Source organism: Bradyrhizobium sp. 17, from assembly GCF_023073515.1.
Taxonomy (GTDB): Bacteria; Pseudomonadota; Alphaproteobacteria; order Rhizobiales; family Xanthobacteraceae; genus Bradyrhizobium; species Bradyrhizobium canariense_D.
In genome coordinates, this window is the sequence record NZ_JADPJQ010000037.1 from 20,518 (window position 1) to 45,424 (window position 24,907).

Below are 24,907 nucleotides of genomic sequence, written 5' to 3' on the forward strand. Positions count from 1 at the left end.
CTATGAGGCCGCTTTCCGTACATCGAGCACGGCCTGGGCCCATTCGGCCGGCCGCTCCTGCGGTAAATTGTGGCCGGCCCCTGTAAAGACGCGCCGCTCGAAAAAGCCCACGAATTTGCCTGCGTGGTGAGCGGTGCCGGAATTGACGCCGTCGCTGTCACCGTCGATCGCGATGGTCGGTACCCGAACCGGGGGCTGGGCGGCGAGCTTCGCCTCGATCGCGGCATAGGCGGGATCGCCCGCGACCAGCGCGTAACGATGTCGATAGGAGTGGATCACGACATCGACGAAATCGGGATTGTCGAACGAGATGGCGCTGGTCTCGAACGTCGCGTCGTCGAAGGCCCATCTCGGCGACCACATCGACCAGAGCTGGCGCGCAAAACCGCGCCGGTTGCGCTCCAGCGCACGGCGGCCGCGTTCGTTGTGGAAGAGATATTGATACCAGAGTGCCGCCTCCTCCGGTGGCGAAGCCGGCTCCATCGAGCGCGCGATGTTCTGGATGTTGTAGGAATTGCCCGAGACGAGCGCGATCACGCGCTCCGGATGCAGCACCGAGACCACGCAGGCTGCGCGCCCGCCCCAGTCGTAACCGCCGACGACCGCGCGCGCAATTCCAAGCGCATCCATGAAGGCCAGCAGATCGGCGCCCAGCGCCGCCTGCTCGCCGGAGCGCAACGTCGCAGCGGAGCGGAATCGCGTCGGCCCGTAGCCGCGCAGCCAGGGCACCAGGACCCGGGCGCCCGCTTGCGCCATGATCGGCGCGGTCTCGGCATAGGCGTTCACGTCGTAGGGAAAGCCGTGACCCATGATGCAGGGCCAGCCGTCCGGCGCGCCGTATTCGCGATAGGCGATGTCGAGGATATCGGTGGTGACCGTTTTTTGTTGCATTAGAAAGCGGAGCTATTTTTGCGGCCCGGATAACGTGATGTCACGCTCGGCGCGGAACACGTTGCTGTAGAGGTTGGCGATCCACTGCCGACCGATCTCGGTCTTGTTGAGGTAACCGATCTCGGTCTGGATGTGCGGCGCGACGCTATTCCAATAGAACTGCGGATAGCGGTTCACGATGTCGGCCGGCGAATCGTAGCCGAGCTGGCGGTTGATGCCGACTTCCTCGAACTCGTAGTAGAGCGCATTGGCCTTGCGCAGATAATTGGGGTCGCCGAGCTGGCCGATGAAGTCGGCGGCGCGCAGGATCGAGGCCTCGTCGTCATAGTCCTGGCCTTCCCGGGCCGGAAACCGGGTGCCCTCGATGGCGCGGGCGATGCGCTCCGGATCGAGCCCCGGAATGTGTCGCAGCCGCCGCGAAACATAAAGCTTGGAACGGTCGACATGATACATCATCAGGCTTGCATCCGAGGCGCCGCGCGGCAGTGACACCTTGGTGCCGGCTGCATCGATGACGAAGCCATCGGTGTCATCCTCCTCGAACAGGCCGCGCACATAGCCGATGTCATGGGCCAGGCAGGCGATCAGGACATGGACATAGTCTTCCGCCGACAGATGGGCGTGAAGATATCGGCCGCTGAGGATGGAGTGACCCGCCAGCGTCACCAGCATCGTATGCTCGATATTGTGATAAAGCGCGTCGCTATTGCCGATGCATTCCATCGCCGTGCGGGTTGCGCTCTCGACGATGCGCGCAGAGGGCTCGTCGAACCGGCGACGCATGAACGAGCCCAGCAATTTTTCAAGGGAGTCCGCCGCCAGTTTCGGTAACGTCATCATGGATGCAGCCCCGTCTGTCGGTGGTTTTCCACGCCAATTCCCGACGTCTCATTCTCGTCCTCGAGCAGGCGCCAGCATAGCCCATCTTGGCCGACTGGCCAAACCCGGGGGCGCAAACTCGGAAATATGTTGCGGTTTGTGCCCCGCGATATCGCGGTTGCGGTGCAGACCCGCCACACCCGGGATGGGTGTCGCGGGCAGGACCCGCAATCATTCCACCAACAGCACGTCGACGGCGACGTCGAGCTTCTGCTTCGGCGAGCCGACGATGATGCCGTCGACCGGCGAAACGTCGGAGAAGTCGCGGCCGACCGCGAGCACGATATGGTCGCCAGCAACCATAAGATCGTTGGTCGGGTCGAAATCGACCCAGCCAAGCTCGTCCCCGCACCACAGCGACACCCAGGCATGGGTGGCGTCGGCGCCCTGCAGGCGCGGCTGGCCCGCCGGCGGAATGGTGCGCAAATATCCGCTGACATAGGCCGCGGGCAGGCCCAGCCCGCGCAAGCCCGCGATCATCACATGGGCAAAATCCTGACAGACGCCATGGCGCTTGACGAAGACCTCGTTGAGCGGCGTCGAGATCACCGTCGCCTTGGGGTCGTAGCGAAATTCGGTGCGGATGCGATGCATCAGATCGACCGCCCCGGCAAGGATGCCCGCGCCGGGCGCAAAGCTTTCCGCCGCATAGGCGCTGACCGGTCCCAGCACCGGCACTAGCGGGCTCGCAAAGACATAGCCGACCGGCGAGGACGGCCCGAGGCTCGTCGCCTCGAAGGCGATGTCGCGAATGTTCTCCCAGGCCGGGCTGACAGCGGCGCGCGCCGGCGGCTGGCGCGACACCTTCACGCGAGAGCGGGAATCGATGCGCAGGGTGCGATGCGCGGCCTCGATCACGACACTCTCGGTCAAGGTGCCGAAGAAATCGCGCCGGACGCTACGCTCCGCAGGGCGCGGACGGATCTCGACCTTATGCGAAATCAGCTCCTGGCCATTGCCGCTCCTCGGCTCCAGCCGCAGCGTGCAGCGCGCGAAGCTAACCGGGCTCTCGTATTCGTAGGTGGTGACGTGACGGATATCGTAGATCACGCCAGCCCCGTCAGCTTTTCCGGCCGGCTCGCATTGGGACCGTGCGGGAAGTAGTGCTGCCCGACCGCCTCGGCGAGGCTGAGCAGATCCTGCTCCAGGGCGAACAGCGTCTTGACCTCGAGCTTCTCGGCCTCCGCGGTCGCAAGCATCGCCTGCAGCGCGACCGCAAGCCGCTGCGGCTTCTCGATCAGGCCGTGCTCCTTCAGGCTCGGCAGTGCGGCGATGTGTTCGTTCAGCGTCGTCACCTGGAACGCCACCGAACGCGGATTGTAGCTGTCGAGCACGGCGAGGTCGCGCACCGGCGCCAGGATCGGCGCCAGCAGATAACGCGAGCGGTAGGTAATCTGGCAATCCACCAGCGTCAGCAGGATATCGAGATCCTCGTCGCCGGCCTCGTCATAGGCAAACTGCCGGGCAAAGCGCGTGGTGTTGATGGCGCGCTCGGTGCGCCGACCGATATCGAGGAAGCGCCAGCCGGCGGCGCGGTTCATGTTCTCATGCGCAAGGCCGGCAAAGCTCGCGAGCTCCTGCAAGGTCAACTCGGCCGCGCTCAGCACGCTGTCGTCGTCCTCGACCTCGACCGCCAGCCGCTCGACCATCTCGGTGATGACTTGCCAGGCATCGGGCGACAGCCGCTCGCGCAAGGAGGTCGCCGTGCGCTGGGCCGCGCGGACCAGCGACAGTGCCGAGCCGAAACGCTCCGGGCTCTGCAGCGCTTCGGCAACGATGCGGCCGGGCGCCGCGCGCGAGGTCTGCGAGATCGCGCCCCAGGTCACCAGCAGGCGCTGGATACGCTCCGCCGATTGCAGCGAGGCCGCGGTGCCCTTGTTGGGCCCGCTCGGCGAGCCCAGCGCCCGCACCAGCCGCAGCGTCGCCTCGGCGCGTTCGAGATAGCGGCCGAGCCAGAACAGATTGTCGGCGGCGCGACTCGGCAGCACGCCGGCGATCCGGCGGATGCGCACCTTGTCGACCGCAGGCAGCAGCGTCGCGGTCGAGACCTGCTTGTCCGAGACCACCCAGACGTCGGCGGAGCGCGCGCCGTCGCCCATCGACACCGCGCGCGCATCCGGCTGCTCGGCGATCCGGCAGAAGCCGCCGGGCATGATGGCCCAGCCGTCCGGCGTCGCGGCTGCGAACACGCGCAGCACGAAGGGACGCGGCGTGATTTGCCCCTGTTCCCACACCGGCATGGTCGAGAGCCGCACCACCTCCTGGCCGACATAGTCCATGCCGCGCGCAGCGATGGCGTCGCTCAGGCGCCGGCGCCCGGCGGCGTCGAGTTCGCTCGCGAGCACCGGACCGTTGCTGTCGAAACCGGGAACGCCGCGCCGATACGCGCCTTCGATCGCGACCTCGTCGAGCCGCGACAACACTTCGTCGCGCGCCGAGCGCTGGCCGCACCACCAGGTCGCGATGTGCGGCATCTTCAGCTCTTCGCCGAGCAGCCGGCGGCTGAGCGCCGGCAGGAAGCCGAGCATCGCGCGCGCCTCGAGGACACCCGAGCCCGGCATGTTGGCGACGACGACGCCGTCCTTGCGCAGCACGTCGATCAGGCCGGGGACGCCCAGCCGTGACGAGGCATCGAGCTCGAGCGGATCGAGCGAATTGGAATCGACACGGCGCAGCAGCACGTCGAGGCGCTTGAGGCCTGCAACCGTGCGGATGTGGATATGATTGTCGCTGACGGCGAGATCGTCGCCCTCGACCAGCAGGAAGCCGAGATAGCGCGCCAACGTCGCGTGCTCGAAATAGGTCTCGCTGAAGCTGCCCGGCGTGAGCACGCCAATCCGCGGCTCGTCGCGGTCGGCGCGCGCCCGAAGACTGTCGCGAAACGCCTCGAAGAACGGCGCGACGCGCGGCACGTTCATCGACTTGTAGAGGTCCGAGAAGGCGCGCGAGAGCACCAGGCGGTTCTCCAGCGCATAGCCCGCACCCGACGGCGCCTGCGTGCGATCGCCGAGCACCCACCAGCGTCCGTCGGGCCCGCGGCCGACATCGGCGGCATAGAGCGAGAGATAGCGCCCGCCCGGCGGCGGCACGCCGCAGGCGGGACGGAGATATTCGGGGCTCCCCGCGATCGCGGCCGCCGGCAGCGCGCCTTCGGCGACGAGGCGGCCCTCGCCATAGATGTCACGCAGCACGAGCTCGAGCAACTCGGCGCGCTGGGTGATGCCGTCGGACAGCTGCTTCCAGTCGGCCTCGTCAATCAGCAGCGGCAGATGGCTGATCGACCAGGGCCGGTCGGCGCTCTCGCCGGGCGCGCGATAGGTGACGCCGGCCTCGCGGAGATGACGGTCGGCCATGCCAAACCGCCGCTCAACCTCATCGGGCGCGAGCGCACCGAAGGCATCGAAGAAGCGGCTCCAGACCGCGCGGGGCTTGCCGTCCGGGCCGAGAAACTCGTCGGGGATGTCGGGCAGGCGCCTGTAGTCGCGGACCCATTGCGCGAAGCGGCGCTGGCCTTCGCGCTGGCCATCACGTTGACCTTGCGCCTGACCCGCCTTGTCGTCCTCTTCGGCTGCGCCCTCGGCCATGCGCCACTCCCTGCCCCGGCATCATACTCATTGCAGGAGCGGGGTCCGCAAGTCGAGGGTCAGCGGAAACTCATTTGTGCGTTCCTCGGGCGGCGGCTGCATCGGACCCGGCGTATGGCCATGGTCCTGGAAGCGCGCCAGCCGCCGCGCCTCGGCCTCGTAGGTGTTGACGGGCTTGGTGTCGTAGCTGCGGCCGCCCGGATGGGCGACATGATAGACGCAGCCGCCGAGCGAGCGGCCGTTCCAGGTGTCGATGAGGTCAAAGGTCAGGGGCGCATGAACGGGAATGGTCGGGTGCAGGCCTGAGGCCGGCTGCCAGGCCTTGAAGCGGACGCCGGCCACGGCTTCACCAGAGCGGCCGGTGGCGGTCATCGGCAGGCGGCGGCCGTTGCAGGCGACGATATGGCGGCCCGCGACGAAGCCTTCCGCCTTGACCTGAAGCCGCTCGACCGACGAGTCGACATAGCGCACGGTGCCGCCGGCCGAGCCCTCCTCGCCGAGGACGTGCCAAGGCTCCAGCGCCTGCCGCAGCTCCAGCGTCACGCCGCCATGATGGATGCGGCCGAACGCGGGGAAGCGGAATTCGAGCTGGGCCAGATACCATTCAGGCTCGAACGGATACCCGGACTGCTTCAACTCGGTGAGCACTTCGAGGAAATCCTCCCAGATGAAGTGCGGCAGCATGAAGCGGTCGTGCAGCGCGGTGCCCCATCGCACGAACTTGCCTTGTTGCGGCTCGCGCCAGAATTTTGCGATCAGCGCGCGGATCAGCAGCTGCTGCGCCAGCGACATGCGTGGATCCGGCGGCATTTCGAGCGCGCGGAATTCAACGAGACCGAGGCGGCCGGTCGTGCCGTCCGGTGAATAGAGCTTGTCGATGCAGATCTCGGCGCGATGGGTGTTGCCGGTGATGTCGACGAGGAGATGCCGGAACAAGCGATCTACCAGCCACAGCGGCGCCTGAGTGCCCGGCGGCGGCACGTGCGTGAGCGCGACCTCGAGCTCGTAAATGCTGTCGTGGCGGGCTTCGTCGATGCGCGGCGCCTGGCTGGTCGGGCCGATGAACAGGCCGGAGAAAAAATAGGACAGCGACGGATGCCGCTGCCAGTGCAGCACCAGGCTCTTCAACAGATCAGGCCGGCGCAGGAACGGCGAGTCCTGCGGGCTCGAGCCGCCGACCACGACGTGATTGCCGCCGCCGGTGCCGGTGTGGCGACCATCGACCAGGAAGCGATTGGCACCGAGGCGTGTCTTGCCGGCATCCTCATAGAGCCCGACGGTGATGTCGACCGCCTCGCGCCAGTTCTTTGCCGGCTGGACGTTGACCTCGATCACGCCGGGATCGGGCGTCACCTTGATCACGTCGACACGCGGATCGAATGGCGGCGGATAACCCTCGACATGGACCTGGAGCTGCATCTCCTCGGCAGTCGCTTCGAGCGCCGCGATCATCTCGAGATAATCCTCGATCTGCTCGACCGGCGGCATGAAGGCGCAGAGCACGCCGTCGCGGACCTCGACCGACATCGCGGTGCGGACGGGGACCGAGGTGTTGAGCTGTTCGGGCTCGAGCCGCTCCGGCGCGTCCGGACGCGCCGGAAGGCTGAACACCGGCAGCTTGCCGCGGGCCTCCATCGGATCCCGCTCGACGATGTAGGGATATTGATCGGGCGGGACATAGCCGAGCGAGTCCAGCGGCAAGCGCAGGCCGAGCGGCGAATCGCCCGGCATCAGGAACAGATGACTGCGCCGGAGCTGCCAGCGCTCGCTGCGCCAGCGTGGCGCCGCATTCCAGCGCTGCACCGGCAGCACGAAGCCGCGAGGGTTGTTGAGCCCCTGCTCGAACACCCGCGCCATCCGCGCGCGGGCCTCCGGATCGGACAATTTGGAATCGGAGGGATCGACGTTGACGGGAAGCTCGGATTCCTTCTGCAGCCAGTACGCGGTGTCCTCATAGGCTGGCATGATGTAGCCGGGATCGAGCCCGAGCCGCAGCGCCGTGCCCTCCACGAACGCCTGGACGTCCTTGGCCTGCGCCGACCGCGGATTTTCGATGCTGGCGATGAGGTCGGCATTCTTCCAGATCGGCACGCCGTCCTTGCGCCAGTACAGGCCAAACGCCCAACGCGGCAGGCTTTCGCCGGGATACCATTTGCCTTGCCCGAAGTGCAGCAGGCCGCCGGGTCCGAAACGCGCGCGCAGGCGGCGGATCAGATCGTCGGCGAGCCCGCGCTTGGTCGGGCCGACGGCGTCCGTGTTCCACTCGGCGCCTTCGAGATCATCGACGGAGACGAAGGTCGGCTCGCCGCCCATGGTCAGACGCACGTCCTGGGCCGCAAGATCGCCGTCGACCTGCTCGCCGAGATCGTTCAGCCGTATCCAGGATTCGTCGGAGAACGGCTTTGTGATGCGCGGCGCCTCGCGAATGCGCTTGACGCTCATGTCGAAGGCGAATTCGACCTCGGCGAAGCCTGCGCCGCCGGAGATCGGCGCCGCCGAGCGGTAGTGCGGCGTCGCGGCGACCGGGATGTGGCCCTCGCCCGCAAGCATGCCCGAGGTCGCGTCGAAGCCGATCCAGCCCGCGCCCGGCAGGTAGACCTCGGCCCAGGCGTGCAGATCGGTGAAATCGTTCTCGACCTCCGGCGGCCCCTCGATCGGATCGATGTCGGGACGGACCTGGATCAAATAGCCGGAGACGAAACGGGCGGCGAGACCGAGGTGACGGAAGGTCTGGATCAGAAGCCAGGCGGAGTCACGGCATGAGCCGGCCGCGGAGGAGAGCGTCTCCTCCGGCGTCTGCACGCCCGCCTCCATGCGGATGACGTAGCCGATCCTTTTCTGCAACTCCCTGTTGAGATCGACCAGGAAGTTGACGGTGTTCGGGGCTTCGTGCGGGATCGTATCGAGATATTTCGCGAACAGCCGATCGGGCTTGACGGTCTCGAGATAAGGCGCGAGTTCCGTCTTGAGATCTTGCGTATATTCGAACGGAAAGCTGTCGGCATAGGGCTCGACGAAGAAGTCGAACGGATTGACCGTGGTCATCTGCGCCGTGAAATCGACCTCTATCTTGAGCTCGGTCGTCTTCTCCGGAAAGACGTAACGGGCGATCCAATTGCCCAGCGGATCCTGCTGCCAGTTCACGAAATGATTGGCCGGAGTGACCTTGAGCGAATAACTCAGGATCGGCGTGCGGGTATGCGGCGCCGGCCGCAGACGGATGGTCTGCGGGCCGAGATCGATCGGACGGTCGTATTTGTAGTGCGTGACGTGGTGTAGTGCGACGTAGATCGACACGGGGTGCGGTACTCCAGCAGCTTTTTTGAGCAGAACACCGCTGGTGACCTCGATCAAGCACTAACAACGGGCAGACCGTGCCTACGGCACGGGCTGTGCCTTTGCTACATCGTCGCGCCCAGTACCCAGGGCGCGAACTCGGCGCCGCCGAAATCAAAACTCTCGCTCTTGGTGGGCTGGCCCGACGCGGTCTTGAGGATGAGATCGAAAATGCGCTGGCCGCATTGCTGGACGCTCTCCTCGCCTTCGAGGATGGTGCCGCAATTGACGTCCATGTCCTCTTCCATGCGCTTGTACATGGGCGTGTTGGTGGCGAGCTTGATCGAGGGCGCCGGCTTGCAGCCGAACACGCTGCCACGGCCCGTGGTGAAGCAGACCAGATTGGCGCCGCCGGCGACCTGCCCGGTCGCGGCGACCGGATCGTAGCCGGGGGTGTCCATGAACACGAAACCCTTCTTGGTGATGGGTTCGGCGTAGCGCAGCACCTCGACGAGGTTGGTTGTGCCGGCCTTCGCCATCGCGCCGAGCGACTTCTCCAGAATGGTGGTGAGGCCGCCGGCCTTGTTGCCCGGGCTGGGATTGGCATTCATCTCGGCGCCTTCGCGCGTCGTGTATTCGTCCCACCAGCGCATGAGATCGACCAGCTTCTCGCCGACCTCGCGGCTGACGGCGCGGCGCGTGAGCAAATGTTCGGCGCCATAGGTCTCCGGCGTCTCCGACAGGATCACGGTGCCGCCGTGACGTACGATGAGATCGCTGGCCGCACCCAGCGCCGGATTGGCGGAAACACCGGAATAGCCGTCCGAACCGCCGCATTGCAGCGCCACGGTCAATTCGCTCACCGGAACGGACTCGCGCTTGACCTTGTTGGACTCCGCGAGTGCCTCGCGTACGAAGGCAATTCCGGCTTCCACCGTCTTGCGGGTGCCGCCGACCTCCTGGATGTCCATCGCACGCAGACGTCCCGCGAGCTTCTGCTCCTCCATCAGGCCGCCGATCTGGTTCACCTCGCAGCCGAGGCCGAGCACGATCACATGAGAGAAGTTCACGTGCCGTGCATAACCACCGAGCGTGCGGCGGAGCAGCGCTAAGGGCTCGTTCTGCGTCATGCCGCAGCCGGTCTTGTGGGTCAGCGCGACCACGCCGTCGACATTGGGGAAGTCGGCCAGCGGATTGTCGCCGGTGAACGGATTCTTCTTGAAGACGTCGGCGACGAGGCTTGCGACATGCGCGCTGCAATTCACCGAGGTGAGGATGCCGATGTAGTTGCGCGTGGCGACGCGGCCGTCCGGACGGCGGATGCCTTCGAAACTCGCCGGCAGATCGAAATTCGGCGTCGGCTTGACGTCGACGCAATAGGCATAGTCCTTGGCGAAATCGCCCATGCCGCAGTTCTGCACGTGCACGTGCTGGCCCGGCGCGATCGGCACCGTCGCAAAGCCGATGATCTGGCCGTAGCGTATCACCGGCTCGCCCAATGCGATCGGCTTGATCGCGACCTTGTGGCCGGAAGGAATGCGCTCGACCGTCGTCACGCCGTCGGCCACCAATGTTCCCGGCGACAAGCTCGCGCGCGCGATCAGCACGCCATCATCGGGATGCAGGCGAATGACGGGGCTGATGGTCATGGGAGGTCTCCTTCAGACGAATAGTGAGTAGCGAGTGGCGAATGGAAAAGGGGAGCAGCTCATTCGCTACTCCCCATCGCCATTCGCGAGTTCTCAGGCCTTGCCGCCGGAATCCTTCCGGGTGGCGTTGACCTGCATCTTGGCGTAGGTCGTCATCAGGCCGACCTCGTTCGAGAGCGTCACCAGCTTGAAGCCCATGTTGATGGCGCGCGCGGCACCTTCGGCGCCGCTGCAATGGATGCCCGGATTGAGGCCGCGCTTGCCGCACTCCTTGATGATCTTCTCGTAGATCGCAAGGATCTCGGGCTCGGTGCGATCGAGCTTCGGTTCGAGGCCGTAGGAGAAGCCGAGGTCGGACGGGCCGATATAGACGCCGTCGATGCCTTCGACGTCGAAGATCGCTTCCATGTTCTCGACCGCGGTTTTGGTCTCCATCATCGGCAGCAGCACGATGTCGTCGTTGGCCGTCTTCTGGTAGGAGCCCGCGGTGCCGTACATGCCGGCGCGGATCGGGCCGTTGGAGCGGACGCCCTTCGGCGGGTACTTGGCATAGGAGACGAGGTTCCTGGCTTCCTGCGGCGTGTTGACCATCGGGCAGATCACGCCATAGGCGCCGCCATCGAGCACCTTGCCGATGATGCCGGGCTCGTTCCAGGGCACGCGGACCATCGGCGTGATCGGATGCTTGTCCATCGCCTGGAAGCACTGCACCATCGACAGATAATCCTGCACGCCGTGCTGCATGTCGACGGTGACGCTGTCGAAGCCGCATTGCGCGATCATCTCGGCCGAGAAGCCGGAGGGAATCGCGAGCCACGCGTTGACCACGGCCTTGCCCGACTTCCAGATTTCCTTGACCTTGTTCGCCACGTTGCCTTCCTTCTTTGTTTTGGACCTTCGTCACCATGACGAGCGCCGCGACAGCACGATGCCGTTATTAGCGCGAACCCGACCGCCGCGCTACGCTCGCGATGACGCAAGGTTTCACTTGGCAAAGGCGGCGCAATCCGTCCCGGCGCGCCGATTTTTGCGCATCGGCTGCGGGGCACTTTGAGCGAAAAACTGCGGCGATGTCCATGATTGTTGCCGCGCGCTCGCGCATATCTGCTTTCACTCCACGGCACTTGCCTCCTCGCCCGCGCCGAGCCCTGCGAGACTTTGTTCGAGCTCGCTGAGCATCTCCTGCAATTCGACGAGCTTGCGTGCGCCAAAGCGGCGCGTGATCTCGGCATAAATCGCTTCGGAGGACGGCGCGACGGAAGCCATCAGCTTCACGCCCTTTTCCGAGATCGAGACCATGCTGCGGCGCTGGTCCGCCTTGGCGGTCTTGCGCTCGATCAGATTGCGCGCCTCGAGATCACGCAGGATGCGCGACAGGCTCGGGCCGAGCAGGAACGCGGTGCGCGCGAGTTCCGTGACCTCGACCGTGTCGATCGCCGCGAGCGCGCGCAGGATGCGCCATTGCTGCTCGGTCAGGCCATGCGTGCGCAGCGAGGGACGGAATTGCCGCATCACCGCCTCGCGTGCCCGCAGCAACGACATCGGCAGCGAACGCGAGAAGTCGCGCATCGGCACCTGCCGCACGGCGGGCTCACTTCCGTTCGCAGGATCAGCCGGTCTCTTCGTCATGACGCCCTTTCAAGCCGCGAAACGTTTGCAGTGCAGCAAGCCAATTTGCGATTGACGCATTCACTTAACATGTTAAGTATCTTCCGGCACGACGATTTGTAAGATTACACGTGGCGCTTTCAAACGACGATATCCGAGCTTGCGCGAACCGTCTGCACCAGGCGGAAAAGACCCGTACGCAGATCCGGCAGCTCTCGCAGGACTTTCCCGACATCAGCATCGCTGACGCCTACGCGATTCAGAAGGCCTGGGTCGACGTCAAGGTCGCCGAGGGGCGCATCGTCCGGGGACACAAGATCGGCCTGACCTCGAAGGCGATGCAGAGCGCGCTTGGCATCAACGAGCCGGATTCCGGCGTATTGCTCGACGACATGTTCTTCGCCGATGGTGGCCTCGTCCCGACGGAGCGCTTCATCGCGACGCGCGTGGAAGCCGAGCTCGCCTTCGTCATGAGCAAGCGCCTCGCGGGCCCCGACTGCACGCTGTTCGACGTGCTCAACGCCACCGACTTCGTCGTGCCGGCGCTGGAGATTCTGGACACGCGCATCGAGCGCGTCGATCCCCAGACCAAGGCGACCCGAAAGATCTTCGACACCATTGCCGACAACGCGGCCAATGCCGGCATCGTGCTCGGCGGACGGCCGATCCGCCCGCTGGACGCGGACCTGCGCTGGATCGGCGCGCTCTGTTTCAAGAACGGCCAGCTGGAAGAGACCGGCCTTGCCGCCGGCGTGCTCAATCATCCCGCGACTGCAGTCGCCTGGCTCGCCAACAAGATCGCACCGCTCGGCCTTGCGCTTGAGCCCGGGCAAATCGTGCTCGCCGGCTCCTTCATCCGTCCGATCGAGACCCGCAAGGGCGACACAATTCAAGCCGATTATGGCGCCTACGGCTCGGTGAGCTGCTACTTCGCTTAGACGACTAAAAAGACAGGGAGTGAAACCGCGATGCCGCATTTCACGATCGAATATTCGGCCAATCTCGACGACCGCCTCGACATCGGCGCGGCGTGCGAGGTGGTGCGCAAGGCTGCGGTCGAGACCGGCATCTTCCCGCTCGGCGGCATCCGCGTCCGCGCCATGAGGTGCGAGCATTATGCGATCGCCGATGCGCGGCAGGACTACGGCTTTCTCGACATGGTGCTGCGCATCGGCGAAGGCCGCGATCTGCCAACCCGCAAGAAAGCCGGCGAACAAATCTTCCATGCGCTCTCCCGCCATCTTGATCCCGTCTTCGCAAGCTCGAAATTCGCGCTCTCGTTCGACATGCAGATCAACGACAAGGATACGAGCTGGAAGCGCAACAACATCCACGACGCTCTGAAAGCGGAGGCCGCCCATGGATAAGCCCACGCCGAAAACCGACGTATTCCAGGCCAATCGCGACCGCATCGCACCGCTGCTGAAGACGCTGCGTGCCGACGGTATCGGCCACATGATCGACGGCAAGATCGTGCCGTCGATCTCCGGCGAGACGTTCGAGACGAAATCGCCGGTCGACGGCGCGACGCTGGCGAGCGTCGCCCGCGGCAATGCCGAGGATGTCGATCGCGCCGCCACCGCTGCCGCGCTGGCCTTCAAGTCCTGGCGCGACATGGGACCGGCGATGCGGAAGAAGCTGCTGCATCGGGTCGCCGACGCCATCGAGGACAATGCCGAGGACATCGCGGTGCTCGAATGCATCGACACCGGCCAGGCCTATCGTTTCATGGCCAAGGCCGCGATCCGCGCCGCCGAGAATTTCCGCTTCTTCGCCGACAGATGCGGCGAGGCGCGCGACGGCCAGAACACACCGAGCGACGAGCATTGGAACGTCTCGACGCGCGTGCCGATCGGCCCGGTCGGCGTGATCACGCCGTGGAATACGCCGTTCATGCTCTCGACCTGGAAGATCGCCCCTGCCCTCGCGGCCGGCTGCACCGTCGTGCACAAGCCGGCGGAGTGGTCGCCGGTCACGGCGGCCATTCTTGCGAAGCTCGTCAAGGAAGCCGGCGTGCCCGACGGCGTGCTCAATACCGTACATGGCTTTGGCGAAGAGGCCGGCAAGGCATTGACCGAGCATCCCGCCATCAAGGCGATCGGCTTCGTCGGCGAAAGTTCGACGGGCTCGGCGATCATGGTTCAGGGCGCGCCGACCTTGAAGCGCGTGCATTTCGAACTCGGCGGCAAGAACCCGGTGATCGTGTTCGACGACGCCGATCTCGACCGCGCGCTCGATGCGGTCGTGTTCATGATCTACTCGCTCAACGGCGAGCGCTGCACGTCGTCGAGCCGCTTGCTGATCCAGGCCGGCATCGCCGAAAAATTCGTCGAAAAGCTGACCGCACGGGTGAAAGCGCTGAAGGTCGGCCATCCCCTCGATCCCGCCACCGAGATCGGGCCGCTGATCCACGAACGTCATCTCGCGAAGGTCTGCTCCTATTTCGACGTCGCACGCCAGGACGGCGCGACGATTGCCGTCGGCGGCAAGGCCTATGATGGCCCGGGCGGCGGATATTATGTCGAGCCGACCCTGGTGACCGGCGCTCACGGCAAGATGCGCGTGGCGCAGGAAGAGGTGTTCGGCCCCTTCCTCACCGTGCTGCCCTTCAAGGACGAAGCAGACGCGATCGAGATCGCCAACGACATCCGCTACGGCCTGACCGGCTATGTCTGGACCAACGATGTCGGCCGCGCGTTGCGTGTCGCGGATGCGCTGGAAGCCGGCATGATCTGGCTGAACTCGGAAAACGTCCGCCATCTGCCGACGCCGTTCGGCGGCATGAAGGCCTCCGGCATCGGCCGCGACGGCGGCGATTACTCGTTCGATTTCTACATGGAAACCAAGCACGTCTCGCTGGCGCGGGGCACGCATAAGATTCAGAAGCTGGGAATCTAACGCCCGCGGTTCCTCGGCGCGCGGAGCGCCAACGAGGAATGGCTGGGTCTAGAGAGGGGAAACGCAATGCCCGTACCGCAACATATCTTCGAGCCGCCGTTCAACATCATCCGCTCCAGCCACGCCGTGCTGGACGTCACCGACCTGAAGCTCAGCCGCGAGTTCTATGAAAGCGTTGTCGGCCTGCATGTCGAGGACGCCGACGACAAGGTCGTCTACTTGCGCGCGGCCGAGGAGCATCAGCATCACTCGCTGGTGTTGCGCAAGGCGGCCGCGCCTGCCTGCAACCGCCTCGGCTTCAAGGTCGGCAACGACGGGGATCTGGACAAGGCTGCGAAGTTCCTGTCCGAGAACGGCCTTGGCTACGCCTTCGTCGATCAGCCGTTCCAGGGCCGCACGCTGCAGTTCACCGATCCGTTCGGCTTCCAGATCGAGCTATATGCGTCGATGGACCGGCGGCCGCATCTGCTGCGCCGCTACGATCTCTACAGGGGCTGCCATCCGCAGCGGCTCGACCATTTCAACGTGTTCGCCGCCGAGGTGCAGGACACCGTCGAATTCTACGCCCGGCTCGGCTTTCGCCTCACCGAATACGCGGAGGAGGACGGACCGAACGGGCGCATCGCCGCCGCCTGGATGCATCGCAAGGGCAATGTCCACGATTTTGCCATCACCAACGGCAAGGGCCCGCGGCTGCACCACTTCGCCTACTGGACGCCGACGGCGATGAACATCATCCACCTCTGCGACGTCATGGCCTCGCAGGGCTTCGTGAAGAACATCGAGCGTGGCCCCGGGCGCCACGGCATCTCGAACGCATTCTTTCTCTACGTCCGCGACCCCGATGGACACCGTCTCGAGCTCTACACCAGCGACTATTTCACCGGCGATCACGACCACGAGCCGCTGCGCTGGTCGCTGCGCGATCCGCGCCGCCAGACATTGTGGGGCGCGCCCGCCCCGCGCTCCTGGTTCGAGCAGGGCTCGCCGTTCTCCGGGCAGACCGTGCGTGAACCGAAGTTCGTGGCCGACGTGCTGGTGGCGGATTAAGCAATGAATCTCCCTCGCCTCGCCACCTATTCCGTCAAGGGTGCTACGAAGTACGGCGCCGTCGTCGACGGCGGCATTGTCGATCTCTCCGCGCGCCACGCAAAGGACTATCCGACGCTGCGCGAGGTGATCGCGGCAGGACAGCTCGCGAGCCTCGCCGAGGAGGCCACCGGCCGCACGCCCGATCTCGCGCTCGGCGACATCATCTGGCTGCCGCCGGTGCCCGCGCCGGAAAAAATCATCTGCATCGGCGTCAACTATCCCGACCGCAATGCCGAGTACAAGGACGGCCAGGACGCACCGAAATATCCGAGCATGTTCATGCGCTCGCCGCGCTCCTTTGTCGGCCACGACACGCCGCTGGTGCGCCCGCGCGCCTCAGCGCAGCTCGACTATGAGGGCGAGATCGTGCTGGTGATCGGCAAGCAAGGCCGACACATTCCGGAAAGTTCTGCGCTCGATCACATCGCCGCGCTGACGCTCTGCAACGAAGGCTCGGTGCGCGACTGGCTGCGCCATGCCAAGTTCAACGTCACGCAGGGCAAGAACTTCGATTCCAGCGGCAGCCTTGGCCCGTGGCTGGTGCCCTACACGCAGGAATCGCAGATTGCCGACATCCGCCTCACCACGCATGTCAATGGCGAGCTGCGCCAGGACGACCGCACCAGCCGATTGATGTTCCCGTTCCGCTATCTCATCAGCTATATCTCGACCTTCGCAACGCTTGTCCCCGGCGACGTCATCGTCACGGGCACGCCGACCGGCGCCGGCGCGCGGTTCGATCCGCCGCGCTATCTGAAGCCGGGCGATGTTATCGAAGTCGCGTCCGATGGCATCGGGACCTTGCGAAACGGCGTCGTCAACGAAGCCTGAACACCGATTGAAATGGAATAATGCCATGACCACCCTCACCGGCGGCGAAGCGATCGTAAGCGGCCTTGTCGCTCATGGCGTTGACACCGTGTTCGGCCTGCCCGGCGCGCAGGTCTACGGCCTGTTCGACGCCTTCCACCAGGCCCAGCTCAAGGTGATCGGCGCGCGGCACGAGCAGGCCTGCGGCTACATGGCGTTCGGCTATGCCCGTTCCAGCGGCAGGCCCGGCGTGTTCAGCGTGGTGCCCGGCCCCGGCGTGCTCAACGCCAGCGCCGCGCTGCTCACCGCCTTCGGCTGCAACGAGCCGGTGCTGTGCGTCACCGGCCAGGTGCCGACGCAATTTCTCGGCAAGGGCCGCGGCCATCTGCATGAGATGCCGGACCAGCTCGCGACCTTACGCACCTATGTGAAATGGGCGGACCGGATCGAATATCCCGGCAACGCGCCGACCACCGTCGCGCGCGCCTTCCAGGAGATGACGTCCGGACGGCGTGGCCCCGCTTCGGTCGAGATGCCCTGGGACGTCTTCACCCAGCGCGCCGACACCGCGGCTGCGCAAGTGCTGGAGCCGCTGCCCGCGCCGCAGCCCGACCCTGACATGATCAAGCAAGCGGCCGCGCTGATCAGGAACAGCAAGGCGCCGATGATCTTCGTCGGTAGCGGCGCAATCGAAGCGCGCGAGGAGATTCTCGAACTCGCCGAGATGACCGACGCGCCTGTCGTCGCCTTCCGCAGCGGCCGCGGCATCGTCTCCAATGCGCATGAGCTTGGACTCACGATGGCGGCGGCCTACAAGCTGTGGCCGACAACCGATTTGATGATCGCGATCGGCACGCGCGCCGAACTGCCGGCATCGGGCTTCCGCTGGCCGTATCAGCCGAAGGGGCTGAAATCCATTCGTGTCGATATCGATCCGGCCGAGATGCGCCGGGTCGCCTCCGATGTCGCTATCGTCGCCGATGCCAAGGCCGGGGCGGCCGATCTCGTCGCCGCCGTGAAGAGGGCCGGCTATGCCAGGACCAGCGGCCGGCGGGGAGACATCCGCGAGGTGACTGCGACGGCGCAAGCCGAGATCCAGCGCATCCAGCCGCAGATGGCGTATCTCAACATTCTGCGCGAGGTGCTGCCGGCGAACGCGATCGTGACCGATGAATTGTCGCAGTTCGGCTTCGCCTCCTGGTACGGCTTCCCGATCTACGAGCCGCGCACTTTCATCACATCCGGCTATCAGGGCACGCTCGGCTCGGGCTTCCCGACCGCGCTCGGCGCCAAGGTCGCCAATCCCGACAAGCCGGTGGTGGCGATCACCGGCGACGGTGGCTTCATGTTCGGCGTGCAGGAGCTCGCCACCGCCGTGCAATTCAACATCGGCGTGGTGACGCTGGTGTTCAACAACAACGCCTACGGCAATGTCCGCCGCGACCAGCGCGAGCGCTTCGACGGCCGCGTGGTGGCGTCGGATCTGATCAACCCGGATTTCGTCAAGCTGGCGGAGTCCTTTGGCGTCGCATCCGCGCGCGTCACCGCGCCTGACCAGTTCAAGGCGGCGATGGAGAAGGCGCTCGCCCATGGCGGGCCGTATCTGATCTCGGTGGAAGTGACGCGGGATTCGGAAGTCAGCCCGTGGGCGTTCATTCACCCGCCGAAGCCGTAAACGAAGCATCGTCGTTCCGGAACTCTTTCCTTCTCCCCTTGCGGGAGAAGGTGGATCGCTGACGCGCAGCGGCAGCGAGACGGATGAGGGGTCTGTCTCCGCGGATGGAGACCCCTCATCCGCCTTCCCTTTCGGGAAGGCACCTTCTCCCACAAGGGGAGAAGGAAGATCAGCGCGTCCTGCGGAAGGTCAGATTGATCCGCTTAGGCCCGAGCAACGCATGTTCACCATCGGCGAGCGGCGCGACGCCATGATAGGCGAGCCTGCTAGCCCCGCCCCAGACCACGACATCGCCATGGACGAGCCGGAACCGGCGCGGCTTGTCGTTGCGTGCCAGGCCGCCGAACAGGAAGGTCGCAGGTAGCCCAAGCGAGACCGAGACGATCGGCGCCGAATAATCCAGCTCGTCCTTGTCCTGATGCAGCGACAGCCGCGTGCCAGGCTCATAGCGGTTGACGAGGCAGGCATCGGGCGCAAAGCCAGTAAAGCCGCCCTGCTCCGCCGCGCGGCGGGCGAGATCGCGGAGCACGGGTGGCATCGCCGGCCACGGCGCCCCGGTCCGCGGGTCGATGGGATCATAGCGATAGCCGGTATGATCGGTGATCCAGCCGCGCTCGCCGCAATTGGTCATGGCGACCGACATCAGATGCCCGCCGGGCGTGGTCATGCGCCGGAACGGCGACTGCGCCACGATGGCGCGCACCGCATCGATCAACTCGCTTTCGATCGGCTTGACGAAGCCGCGCAGCAGCACGGCGCCGTCGGCGATCTTCTCGCGCGACGGCTGAGCTTCGGCGACATTATCGAACAAATCCCCCATCAGCGGCAGCGTTTATTTCGCATCGTGAAAGATCACACCCAGCGTGTAGCGCTGGCCAGAGCGAATCCGGCTGACGCCATGGCGGAGATTAACGCGGTAGGTGCCGCGTGTCCCCTGCACTGGACGATGATGCACAGCGAAGGCAACGGCGTCGCCCTGCGCGAGCGGAACCACTTCGGCGCGGGACTGCATGCGCGGGCGTTGCTCGGTCAGCACGAACTCGCCGCCGGTGAAATCGCGTCCCGGCTCGGACAAGAGGATCGCGACCTGGAGCGGGAACACGTGCTCGCCATAGAGATCCTGATGCAGGCAGTTGAAATCGCCGGCCTCATATTGCAACAGCAGCGGCGTCGGCCGCGTTTGGCCTGCCTCGTGGCATCGTTTCAGGAACGCGGCGTGAGTGGCGGGATAGCGAATGTCGATCCCCATCGCCTCGTTCCAGCGATTGGCGACGCCCTGGAGATGCGCGTAGAGCGCCGGGCGCAACTGCGCGATCAGATCGGGCAGCGGATAGGAGAAATATTTGTATTCGCCGCGGCCAAAGCCGTGGCGGCCCATGACGATACGGCTGCGGAAGTTGGTGTCGTCGGGATAGAGCGCGGCGACGGCGCGGCACTGCTCCGGCGTGAGCAGGCCCTTCAGGACGGCGGAGCCGTGGGTGTCGAGCTCGCCGGTGATTTGCGGCCAGTCGAGGGCATCGACATGGGCGGCAGTATCCGCTGACGGGGATTGAGGCGATTTGCGTGCTGTTGCTGTCATGGCTCTCTGACCTTCGCAGGACCGCCCCGTCCTCTACCACCCGATTTCCGTCTCTCTCCCCGTCATTGCGAGCGGAGCAAAGCAATCCAGAATTCCTCCGCGGAACCAGTCTGGATTGCTTTGTCGCAAGAGCTCCTCGCAATGACGAAGGAGAGACTTTAGCCCCGCACCGGCAGCGTCACCACGTCATAGCCGTGCTTGATCGTGCGCTTCAGCACGGGGTCCTCCAGCTCGAAATCGAAGCGATCGGCGGGACGGATGCCGCCCTTCGCCGCAAACGTACCGCCGAACATGGCGCAGCCGTCGGGGAATTTCCCACCGTCGAAGCCACGCGCGATGAGGTCGACGACCGGCAGCATCGCGTCGAGCGTGCCCTCCTGGTAGAGCACGCGCTCGCCCTTGATCGTGGCCCAGGAGCGCAGGATCATCCTGTCCCAATGGCCGATGACGTCCTCGAGCTCCCACACGGTGGATGCGATCGGCTTGTCGCACATCTGCTTGGACACCGTGACGTTGTAGGCTTCGACCTTGCGGTCGGTGTGGTCGGAACCGCAGCCGACGAAAATGCGACCCTGCCAGCCGATCAGCACGAACTCGACCTCGCCGGAGGAATCGCCGCCGGTGCATTCGATGCTGTCCTCCTGCGTCAGCCGCCGCGCCGAGGCACGGTAGTAGATCGGCGTCGAGGCCGGCGGCGCGATACCCATCTCCTGCAGCTCGGCAATGTGCTTGTCGCGCGCGACCGGATCGCGGCCGGTCCAGCCGGCGATGACCATCTGGTCGATCGCCAGCGTCAGCGGCGTGGTGGTGTCCTGGGCGTCAACGGTGAAGGTCAGGTCAAACACGAATTACGGCCTCCATGCCGGCAGCAAGCTCGAAGATACGGCGGTCCGATCCGCCCGCGCCCGCCAGCATCAGGCCGACGGGAATTTCGCCCTCGCGATGCGCCGGCAGCGAGATGGCGCAACCGTCGATCATGTTGATCAGGGTGCAATTGCGGAGCGCCCGCAGGTTTTCCCTGGTGAACTCCTTGTCGTCGGCGAGATCGGCGATTTTCGGCGGCGTGTTGGCGGTGGTCGGCAGCACCAGCGCGTCATAGGGCGCGATCCGCGCATTGACGCGGGCGATCAGCGAGCGGCGCTCGTGGAGAAGATCGATGTAGTCCGCCGCGCTCTGCGCCTCGCCGCGCATGATGCGCACGGAGACTCGGGGATCGTAGACGTCACCCTTGGATGTGAGGAGGTAGCGGTGCCAGGCGTAGCTTTCGGAAGCCGCAAAGCCGCCCTTGGCGTTCATCGGTCCGATGTCGTGGAATTCGGCCATCTCCATGCGCTCGATGATCGCGCCGTGATCGGCAAGGCTCTTGAGCGCACGCTCGAATGTCCCGGCCACAGCCGCGTCGAGGTCATCGAGCGCGATCGTGGTCGGCACCGCCAGCCGCATGCCCTTGACAGGTCGCGGCTTCAGCGGGCCGATCAGCTCGTTGGCGAGCACGGCATCGAGAATGGCACAGCAACTGACCGATCGTGCCAGCGGCCCGATGCTGTCGAGCGAGAACGACAGCGGCACAGCCCCGTCGAGCGGCACGCGCCGCTGCGTCGGCTTGTAGCCGACGATGCCGTTATAGGCCGCCGGAATCCGGCAGGAGCCGCCGGTGTCGGTGCCGAGCGCGCCATGCGCCATGCCGTCGAGCACGGACACCGCGGCACCCGAGGACGAACCGCCGGGCACGTGGCCCTCGGCCCGGTTCCAGGCGCCCTTTGGCGTGCCGTAATGCGGATTGATGCCGATGCCGGAATAGGCGAACTCGGTCATGTTGGTGCGCCCGATCACGACGAAGCCGGCCTTGCGCAGCCGCGCTACCGTGGGGGCATCCTGCTCGGCCGGCGAGGAATCATCGAGCGCGCGGGAGCCGGCGCGCGTCACCTGGCCCTTGATGTCGAAGAGATCCTTGATCGAGACCGGGATACCGGCGTAGCGCGACGGCGCCGCCTTCACCTTGCGCAAACCGTCCATCGCATCCGCCGCCACAAGCGCGGCGTCCCTGTCCACATGGATGAAGGTACGCTGCCCCTCGCCGGCCGGATCGGCGATTTTGGCGATGCAAGCCTCGACCAGCTTGCGGGAGCTGGTGCGGCCGCTTTCGAGGTCTTCGGCGAGCTTCTTCAGTGTCGAAAAATCGGGCATGTCTGTCTCACGGAATATTTGCGCGCAATGTATAGCGCTGCCTCACTTCGACACAAGCATTGTGCGCATGATGGCATGCATGCGCATTGCTGGACCGTTGACGCGCCATGGTCGATTGTCGCATCAAGATCGCAACAGCCGGGCTTCGCTTGGCCTTGGGAGGACCTGCCGAGATGGCCGAACCGCATCGCGCGCGACCGAAACCGACGCCGGAGACCCAGCATTTCTGGGACGGCACCAAGGCGGGCGAGTTGCGCCTGCAGCGCTGCGACGCCTGTGCGCATGTCTATTTCCCGCCGCGCCCGTTCTGCCCGTCCTGCGCCTCGCGCAAGGTCAGCATCTTCAAGGCGAGCGGCAACGGCTTTCTCTACAGCTACGTGATCAACCACCGTCCCGCCGCGCCCGGCTTCACGCCGCCTTACGCGATTGCGGTAGTCGAGCTCGAAGAGGGACCGCGGATGATGAGCAACATCATCGACTGCCCGCAGACGCCGGAGGCGCTCGAACTCGACATGAAGCTCGAGGTCGCCTTCGAGGCGCTCGACGACAAGATCACCCTCCCCGTATTCCGTCCGGCGAAGGGATAGAGCATGCGCAGCAATCAGGTTGCCGTCGTCGGCGCGGCCGAGACCACCGAACTCGGTGTCATCCCCAACGTCTCGCAGCTCCAGCTTCACGCGGATGCGGCGCTCAATGCCATTGCCGATGCCGGGCTGAAGCTGTCCGACATCGATGGTTTCGCCACCGCCGTCGAAACGCCGCAGCAGGTCTGCCACTATCTCGGCATCAAGCCGACCTGGGTGGACGGCACCTCGGTCGGCGGCTGCTCCTTCATGCTGCACGTCCGCCATGCCGCCGCAGCGATCGAGGCCGGCCTATGCAAGACGGTGCTGATCACCCATGCCGAGAGCGGCAAGTCGATGATCGGCAAGGCGCCGCGCTCGATTCCTGCCGACAGCCTGCAAGGCCAGTTCGAGGCGCCGTTCGGTGTCTACGGCCCGCCCAGCATGTTCCCGATCCCCGTGCTTCGCTTCATGAAGACCTATGGCATCACGCACGAGCAGCTCGCCTCGGTCGCAGTGGTGCAGCGGGAGTGGGCGGCGAAGAATCCGCGCGCGATGATGAAGGATCCCATCACGGTCGCGGACGTCCTCAACTCGCGCATGATCGCCTATCCGTTCCGCCTGCTGCAATGCTGCCTCGTCACCGACGGCGGCGGCGCGCTGATCCTGACCTCGGCGGACCGTGCCAGGGATTTTCCGCGCAAGCCCGTCTACATCATGGGCACCGGCGAGAGCGTGGAGACGCCGATGGTCAGCCAGATGGAGACGTTCAACTCCTCGCGCGCGTTCAAGACCGCGGGGCCCCTCGCCTTCAAGGAGGCCGGCATCGCGCATAAGGATGTCGACCATCTCATGATCTACGACGCCTTTGCGCATCTGCCGCTGTTCGGCCTCGGCGACCTCGGCTTCATGCCGCACGAGGAGACCGGAAAGTTCATCGCCGACGGCAACACGCGGCCCGGCGGCAAGCTGCCGCTCAACACCAATGGCGGCGGCCTGAGCTACATGCATTCGGGCATGTACGGCATGTACGCGCTCCAGGAGAGCGTGCGGCAGATGCGCGGTATCGCGCCGGCGCAGGTCGCCAAGGCGAAGATTTCGGTGTGTCACGGCGTCGGCGGCATGTTCGCCGCGTCGGGCACGATCGTGTTTACGAACGAGAGGTAATCCACATGACGAAATCACTGCAAGACAAGGTCATCATCGTCACCGGCGCAGGCCGCGGCATCGGGCGCGAAATCGCGCTGCTCTGCGCCGGCGAGGGCGCCAAGGTCGTCGTCAACGATCCCGGCGTCGCCGCGGACGGCGCTGGCACCAGCGCCGCGCCCGCCGAGGAAGTGGTCGAGGAGATCAAGAAGCGCGGCGGCACCGCCGTCGCCAATTTCGAGTCGGTGGCCGAAGCCATCCCCGCCAGCAAGATCGTGAAGACCGCGACCGATCATTTCGGCCGGCTCGACGGCGTGGTCAACAATGCCGGCATCCTGCGCGACATGATCTTCCACAAGATGAGCGTGGAAGCGTTCGAGGCCGTCATCAAGGTGCATTTGATGGGCTCGTTCTACGTCAGCCACGCCGCGGCGCGGATTTTCCGCGAGCAGGAGTCCGGCTCGTTCGTGCACTTCACCTCGACCTCCGGCCTGATCGGCAACTTTGGACAAGCCAATTACGCCGCCGCCAAGCTCGGCATCGTCGGCCTATCGAAGTCTATTGCGCTCGACATGGGCCGCTTCAACGTTCGCTCCAACTGCGTCTCGCCGTTCGCCTGGACCCGCATGATCGGGACCATCCCGACTGAGACCGAAGCCGAGAAGGCGCGCGTCGAGAAGATCAAGCAGATGGGCCCGGAGAAGATCGCGCCGGTCTGCGCCTATCTGCTCTCCGATGCCGCCAAGGACGTCTCAGGGCAGATCTTCGGCGCACGCATGAACGAGCTGTTCCTCTTCAGCCAGAACCGGCCGCTGCGCTCGGTGCATCGGAGCGAAGGCTGGACGCCGCAATCGATCGCGGAACACGGCATGCCGGCGCTGAAAGGTTCGTTCTACAAGCTCGACCGTTCCGCCGACATCTTCCCGTGGGATCCCGTGTAAGGATCCCGTCGAGCCGCACTTCCGGCATTCCTGCTCTGCGATCTCCGGCTGCCTTGTCCGGAGATCGCTCCGCTTTACGCCCGATTGCTGGCGGATCATTTCCTCCCAACACAACTTTGGGAGGAAACC

Annotated in this window: 21 protein-coding genes; 9 read left to right on the forward strand and 12 right to left on the reverse strand. The window is 65.3% G+C overall.

From position 1 onward, the window contains the following. From IVB13_RS07200 to hpaR, 8 genes are all read right to left on the reverse strand, one after another. Positions 1 to 891, reverse strand: a complete 891-nt coding sequence (locus tag IVB13_RS07200; RefSeq protein WP_247488097.1) for an alpha/beta hydrolase — start codon at positions 889 to 891, stop codon at positions 1 to 3. 12 nt (positions 892 to 903) lie between these two features. Next, a complete protein-coding gene (locus IVB13_RS07205) occupies positions 904 to 1,731 on the reverse strand; it encodes a metal-dependent phosphohydrolase (RefSeq protein WP_026233269.1) in 828 nt (275 codons plus the stop codon). A 210-nt stretch (positions 1,732 to 1,941) separates the two neighbouring features. Further along, positions 1,942 to 2,820 (reverse strand): transglutaminase family protein, encoded by an 879-nt coding sequence (locus IVB13_RS07210; RefSeq protein WP_247488099.1) that lies wholly within the window; start codon positions 2,818 to 2,820, stop codon positions 1,942 to 1,944. Then, the gene (locus tag IVB13_RS07215) at positions 2,817 to 5,354 is read right to left on the reverse strand and encodes a circularly permuted type 2 ATP-grasp protein (RefSeq protein WP_247488101.1); all 2,538 of its coding nucleotides are present in this window, start codon (positions 5,352 to 5,354) and stop codon (positions 2,817 to 2,819) included. Before IVB13_RS07215 ends, IVB13_RS07210 begins: the two co-directional genes overlap by 4 nt. Positions 5,355 to 5,381: 27 nt before the next feature. Next, on the reverse strand, positions 5,382 to 8,651 hold the full coding sequence (locus IVB13_RS07220) for a transglutaminase family protein (RefSeq protein WP_247488103.1): 3,270 nt from the start codon (positions 8,649 to 8,651) through the stop codon (positions 5,382 to 5,384). Positions 8,652 to 8,755: 104 nt separating this feature from the next. Further along, positions 8,756 to 10,279, reverse strand: a complete 1,524-nt coding sequence (locus tag IVB13_RS07225; RefSeq protein ID WP_247488105.1) for an altronate dehydratase family protein — start codon at positions 10,277 to 10,279, stop codon at positions 8,756 to 8,758. A gap of 93 nt (positions 10,280 to 10,372) precedes the next feature. Further along, positions 10,373 to 11,149, reverse strand: coding sequence for an aldolase/citrate lyase family protein (locus tag IVB13_RS07230; RefSeq protein ID WP_018456947.1), 777 nt, complete (start codon positions 11,147 to 11,149; stop codon positions 10,373 to 10,375). 240 nt (positions 11,150 to 11,389) lie between these two features. After that, positions 11,390 to 11,908: a homoprotocatechuate degradation operon regulator HpaR gene (gene hpaR, locus IVB13_RS07235; RefSeq protein ID WP_247488107.1), complete on the reverse strand. Its 519-nt coding sequence runs from the start codon at positions 11,906 to 11,908 to the stop codon at positions 11,390 to 11,392. A gap of 110 nt (positions 11,909 to 12,018) precedes the next feature. On the opposite strand from hpaR, the gene hpaH reads away from it, so the two are divergent. The 6 genes from hpaH to IVB13_RS07265 all read left to right on the forward strand — a co-directional run bounded on the left by hpaH (position 12,019) and on the right by IVB13_RS07265 (position 18,362). Beyond that, positions 12,019 to 12,825: a 2-oxo-hept-4-ene-1,7-dioate hydratase gene (gene hpaH / locus IVB13_RS07240; protein WP_204510654.1), complete on the forward strand. Its 807-nt coding sequence runs from the start codon at positions 12,019 to 12,021 to the stop codon at positions 12,823 to 12,825. 30 nt (positions 12,826 to 12,855) lie between these two features. After that, complete coding sequence (locus IVB13_RS07245) at positions 12,856 to 13,254, forward strand: 5-carboxymethyl-2-hydroxymuconate Delta-isomerase (RefSeq protein WP_085352201.1); 399 nt, start codon at positions 12,856 to 12,858, stop codon at positions 13,252 to 13,254. Continuing rightward, complete coding sequence (hpaE, locus tag IVB13_RS07250; protein WP_085352200.1) at positions 13,247 to 14,785, forward strand: 5-carboxymethyl-2-hydroxymuconate semialdehyde dehydrogenase; 1,539 nt, start codon at positions 13,247 to 13,249, stop codon at positions 14,783 to 14,785. The genes IVB13_RS07245 and hpaE overlap by 8 nt, the downstream gene beginning before the upstream one ends. Before the next feature lie 66 nt (positions 14,786 to 14,851). Then, positions 14,852 to 15,835 carry a 3,4-dihydroxyphenylacetate 2,3-dioxygenase gene (gene hpaD, locus IVB13_RS07255; protein ID WP_085352199.1) on the forward strand — a complete coding sequence of 328 codons (984 nt, stop codon included), beginning with the start codon at positions 14,852 to 14,854 and terminating at the stop codon, positions 15,833 to 15,835. A 3-nt stretch (positions 15,836 to 15,838) separates the two neighbouring features. After that, a complete protein-coding gene (locus tag IVB13_RS07260; protein WP_085352198.1) occupies positions 15,839 to 16,708 on the forward strand; it encodes a fumarylacetoacetate hydrolase family protein in 870 nt (289 codons plus the stop codon). A 25-nt stretch (positions 16,709 to 16,733) separates the two neighbouring features. Then, positions 16,734 to 18,362 carry a thiamine pyrophosphate-dependent enzyme gene (locus IVB13_RS07265; RefSeq protein WP_247488109.1) on the forward strand — a complete coding sequence of 543 codons (1,629 nt, stop codon included), beginning with the start codon at positions 16,734 to 16,736 and terminating at the stop codon, positions 18,360 to 18,362. Positions 18,363 to 18,531: 169 nt separating this feature from the next. Here the strand turns inward: IVB13_RS07265 and alkB are convergent, their stop codons facing one another. From alkB to IVB13_RS07285, 4 genes are all read right to left on the reverse strand, one after another. Next, positions 18,532 to 19,185, reverse strand: a complete 654-nt coding sequence (alkB, locus tag IVB13_RS07270; RefSeq protein WP_204513909.1) for a DNA oxidative demethylase AlkB — start codon at positions 19,183 to 19,185, stop codon at positions 18,532 to 18,534. Positions 19,186 to 19,194: 9 nt separating this feature from the next. Beyond that, the gene (locus tag IVB13_RS07275) at positions 19,195 to 19,941 is read right to left on the reverse strand and encodes a 2OG-Fe(II) oxygenase (RefSeq protein ID WP_085352195.1); all 747 of its coding nucleotides are present in this window, start codon (positions 19,939 to 19,941) and stop codon (positions 19,195 to 19,197) included. Between the two features lie 158 nt (positions 19,942 to 20,099). Beyond that, the gene (locus tag IVB13_RS07280) at positions 20,100 to 20,786 is read right to left on the reverse strand and encodes a DUF2848 domain-containing protein (protein WP_085352194.1); all 687 of its coding nucleotides are present in this window, start codon (positions 20,784 to 20,786) and stop codon (positions 20,100 to 20,102) included. Next, positions 20,779 to 22,128 carry an amidase gene (locus IVB13_RS07285; protein WP_085352193.1) on the reverse strand — a complete coding sequence of 450 codons (1,350 nt, stop codon included), beginning with the start codon at positions 22,126 to 22,128 and terminating at the stop codon, positions 20,779 to 20,781. The genes IVB13_RS07280 and IVB13_RS07285 overlap by 8 nt, the downstream gene beginning before the upstream one ends. 173 nt (positions 22,129 to 22,301) lie before the next feature. On the opposite strand from IVB13_RS07285, the gene IVB13_RS07290 reads away from it, so the two are divergent. The 3 genes from IVB13_RS07290 to IVB13_RS07300 are packed head-to-tail and all read left to right on the forward strand — an operon-like array spanning position 22,302 to position 24,778. Next, the gene (locus IVB13_RS07290; RefSeq protein ID WP_247394590.1) at positions 22,302 to 22,715 is read left to right on the forward strand and encodes an OB-fold domain-containing protein; all 414 of its coding nucleotides are present in this window, start codon (positions 22,302 to 22,304) and stop codon (positions 22,713 to 22,715) included. Between the two features lie 3 nt (positions 22,716 to 22,718). Beyond that, the gene (locus tag IVB13_RS07295; RefSeq protein WP_247488112.1) at positions 22,719 to 23,858 is read left to right on the forward strand and encodes a thiolase; all 1,140 of its coding nucleotides are present in this window, start codon (positions 22,719 to 22,721) and stop codon (positions 23,856 to 23,858) included. Between the two features lie 5 nt (positions 23,859 to 23,863). Beyond that, on the forward strand, positions 23,864 to 24,778 hold the full coding sequence (locus tag IVB13_RS07300; RefSeq protein WP_007593675.1) for an SDR family oxidoreductase: 915 nt from the start codon (positions 23,864 to 23,866) through the stop codon (positions 24,776 to 24,778). The last annotated feature ends 129 nt before the right edge of the window (positions 24,779 to 24,907 follow it).

Bases quoted from the DNA above. Each gene is read 5' to 3' on its own strand.
- IVB13_RS07200 (WP_247488097.1), bottom strand. From the start codon at position 891: ATGCAACAAAAAACGGTCACCACCGATATCCTCGACATCGCCTATCGC.
- IVB13_RS07205 (WP_026233269.1), bottom strand. From the start codon at position 1,731: ATGATGACGTTACCGAAACTGGCGGCGGACTCCCTTGAAAAATTGCTG.
- IVB13_RS07215 (WP_247488101.1), bottom strand. From the start codon at position 5,354: ATGGCCGAGGGCGCAGCCGAAGAGGACGACAAGGCGGGTCAGGCGCAA.
- IVB13_RS07225 (WP_247488105.1), bottom strand. From the start codon at position 10,279: ATGACCATCAGCCCCGTCATTCGCCTGCATCCCGATGATGGCGTGCTG.
- hpaR (WP_247488107.1), bottom strand. From the start codon at position 11,908: ATGACGAAGAGACCGGCTGATCCTGCGAACGGAAGTGAGCCCGCCGTG.
- IVB13_RS07245 (WP_085352201.1), top strand. From the start codon at position 12,856: ATGCCGCATTTCACGATCGAATATTCGGCCAATCTCGACGACCGCCTC.
- hpaE (WP_085352200.1), top strand. From the start codon at position 13,247: ATGGATAAGCCCACGCCGAAAACCGACGTATTCCAGGCCAATCGCGAC.
- hpaD (WP_085352199.1), top strand. From the start codon at position 14,852: ATGCCCGTACCGCAACATATCTTCGAGCCGCCGTTCAACATCATCCGC.
- IVB13_RS07260 (WP_085352198.1), top strand. From the start codon at position 15,839: ATGAATCTCCCTCGCCTCGCCACCTATTCCGTCAAGGGTGCTACGAAG.
- IVB13_RS07265 (WP_247488109.1), top strand. From the start codon at position 16,734: ATGACCACCCTCACCGGCGGCGAAGCGATCGTAAGCGGCCTTGTCGCT.
- IVB13_RS07275 (WP_085352195.1), bottom strand. From the start codon at position 19,941: ATGACAGCAACAGCACGCAAATCGCCTCAATCCCCGTCAGCGGATACT.
- IVB13_RS07285 (WP_085352193.1), bottom strand. From the start codon at position 22,128: ATGCCCGATTTTTCGACACTGAAGAAGCTCGCCGAAGACCTCGAAAGC.
- IVB13_RS07290 (WP_247394590.1), top strand. From the start codon at position 22,302: ATGGCCGAACCGCATCGCGCGCGACCGAAACCGACGCCGGAGACCCAG.
- IVB13_RS07295 (WP_247488112.1), top strand. From the start codon at position 22,719: ATGCGCAGCAATCAGGTTGCCGTCGTCGGCGCGGCCGAGACCACCGAA.
- IVB13_RS07300 (WP_007593675.1), top strand. From the start codon at position 23,864: ATGACGAAATCACTGCAAGACAAGGTCATCATCGTCACCGGCGCAGGC.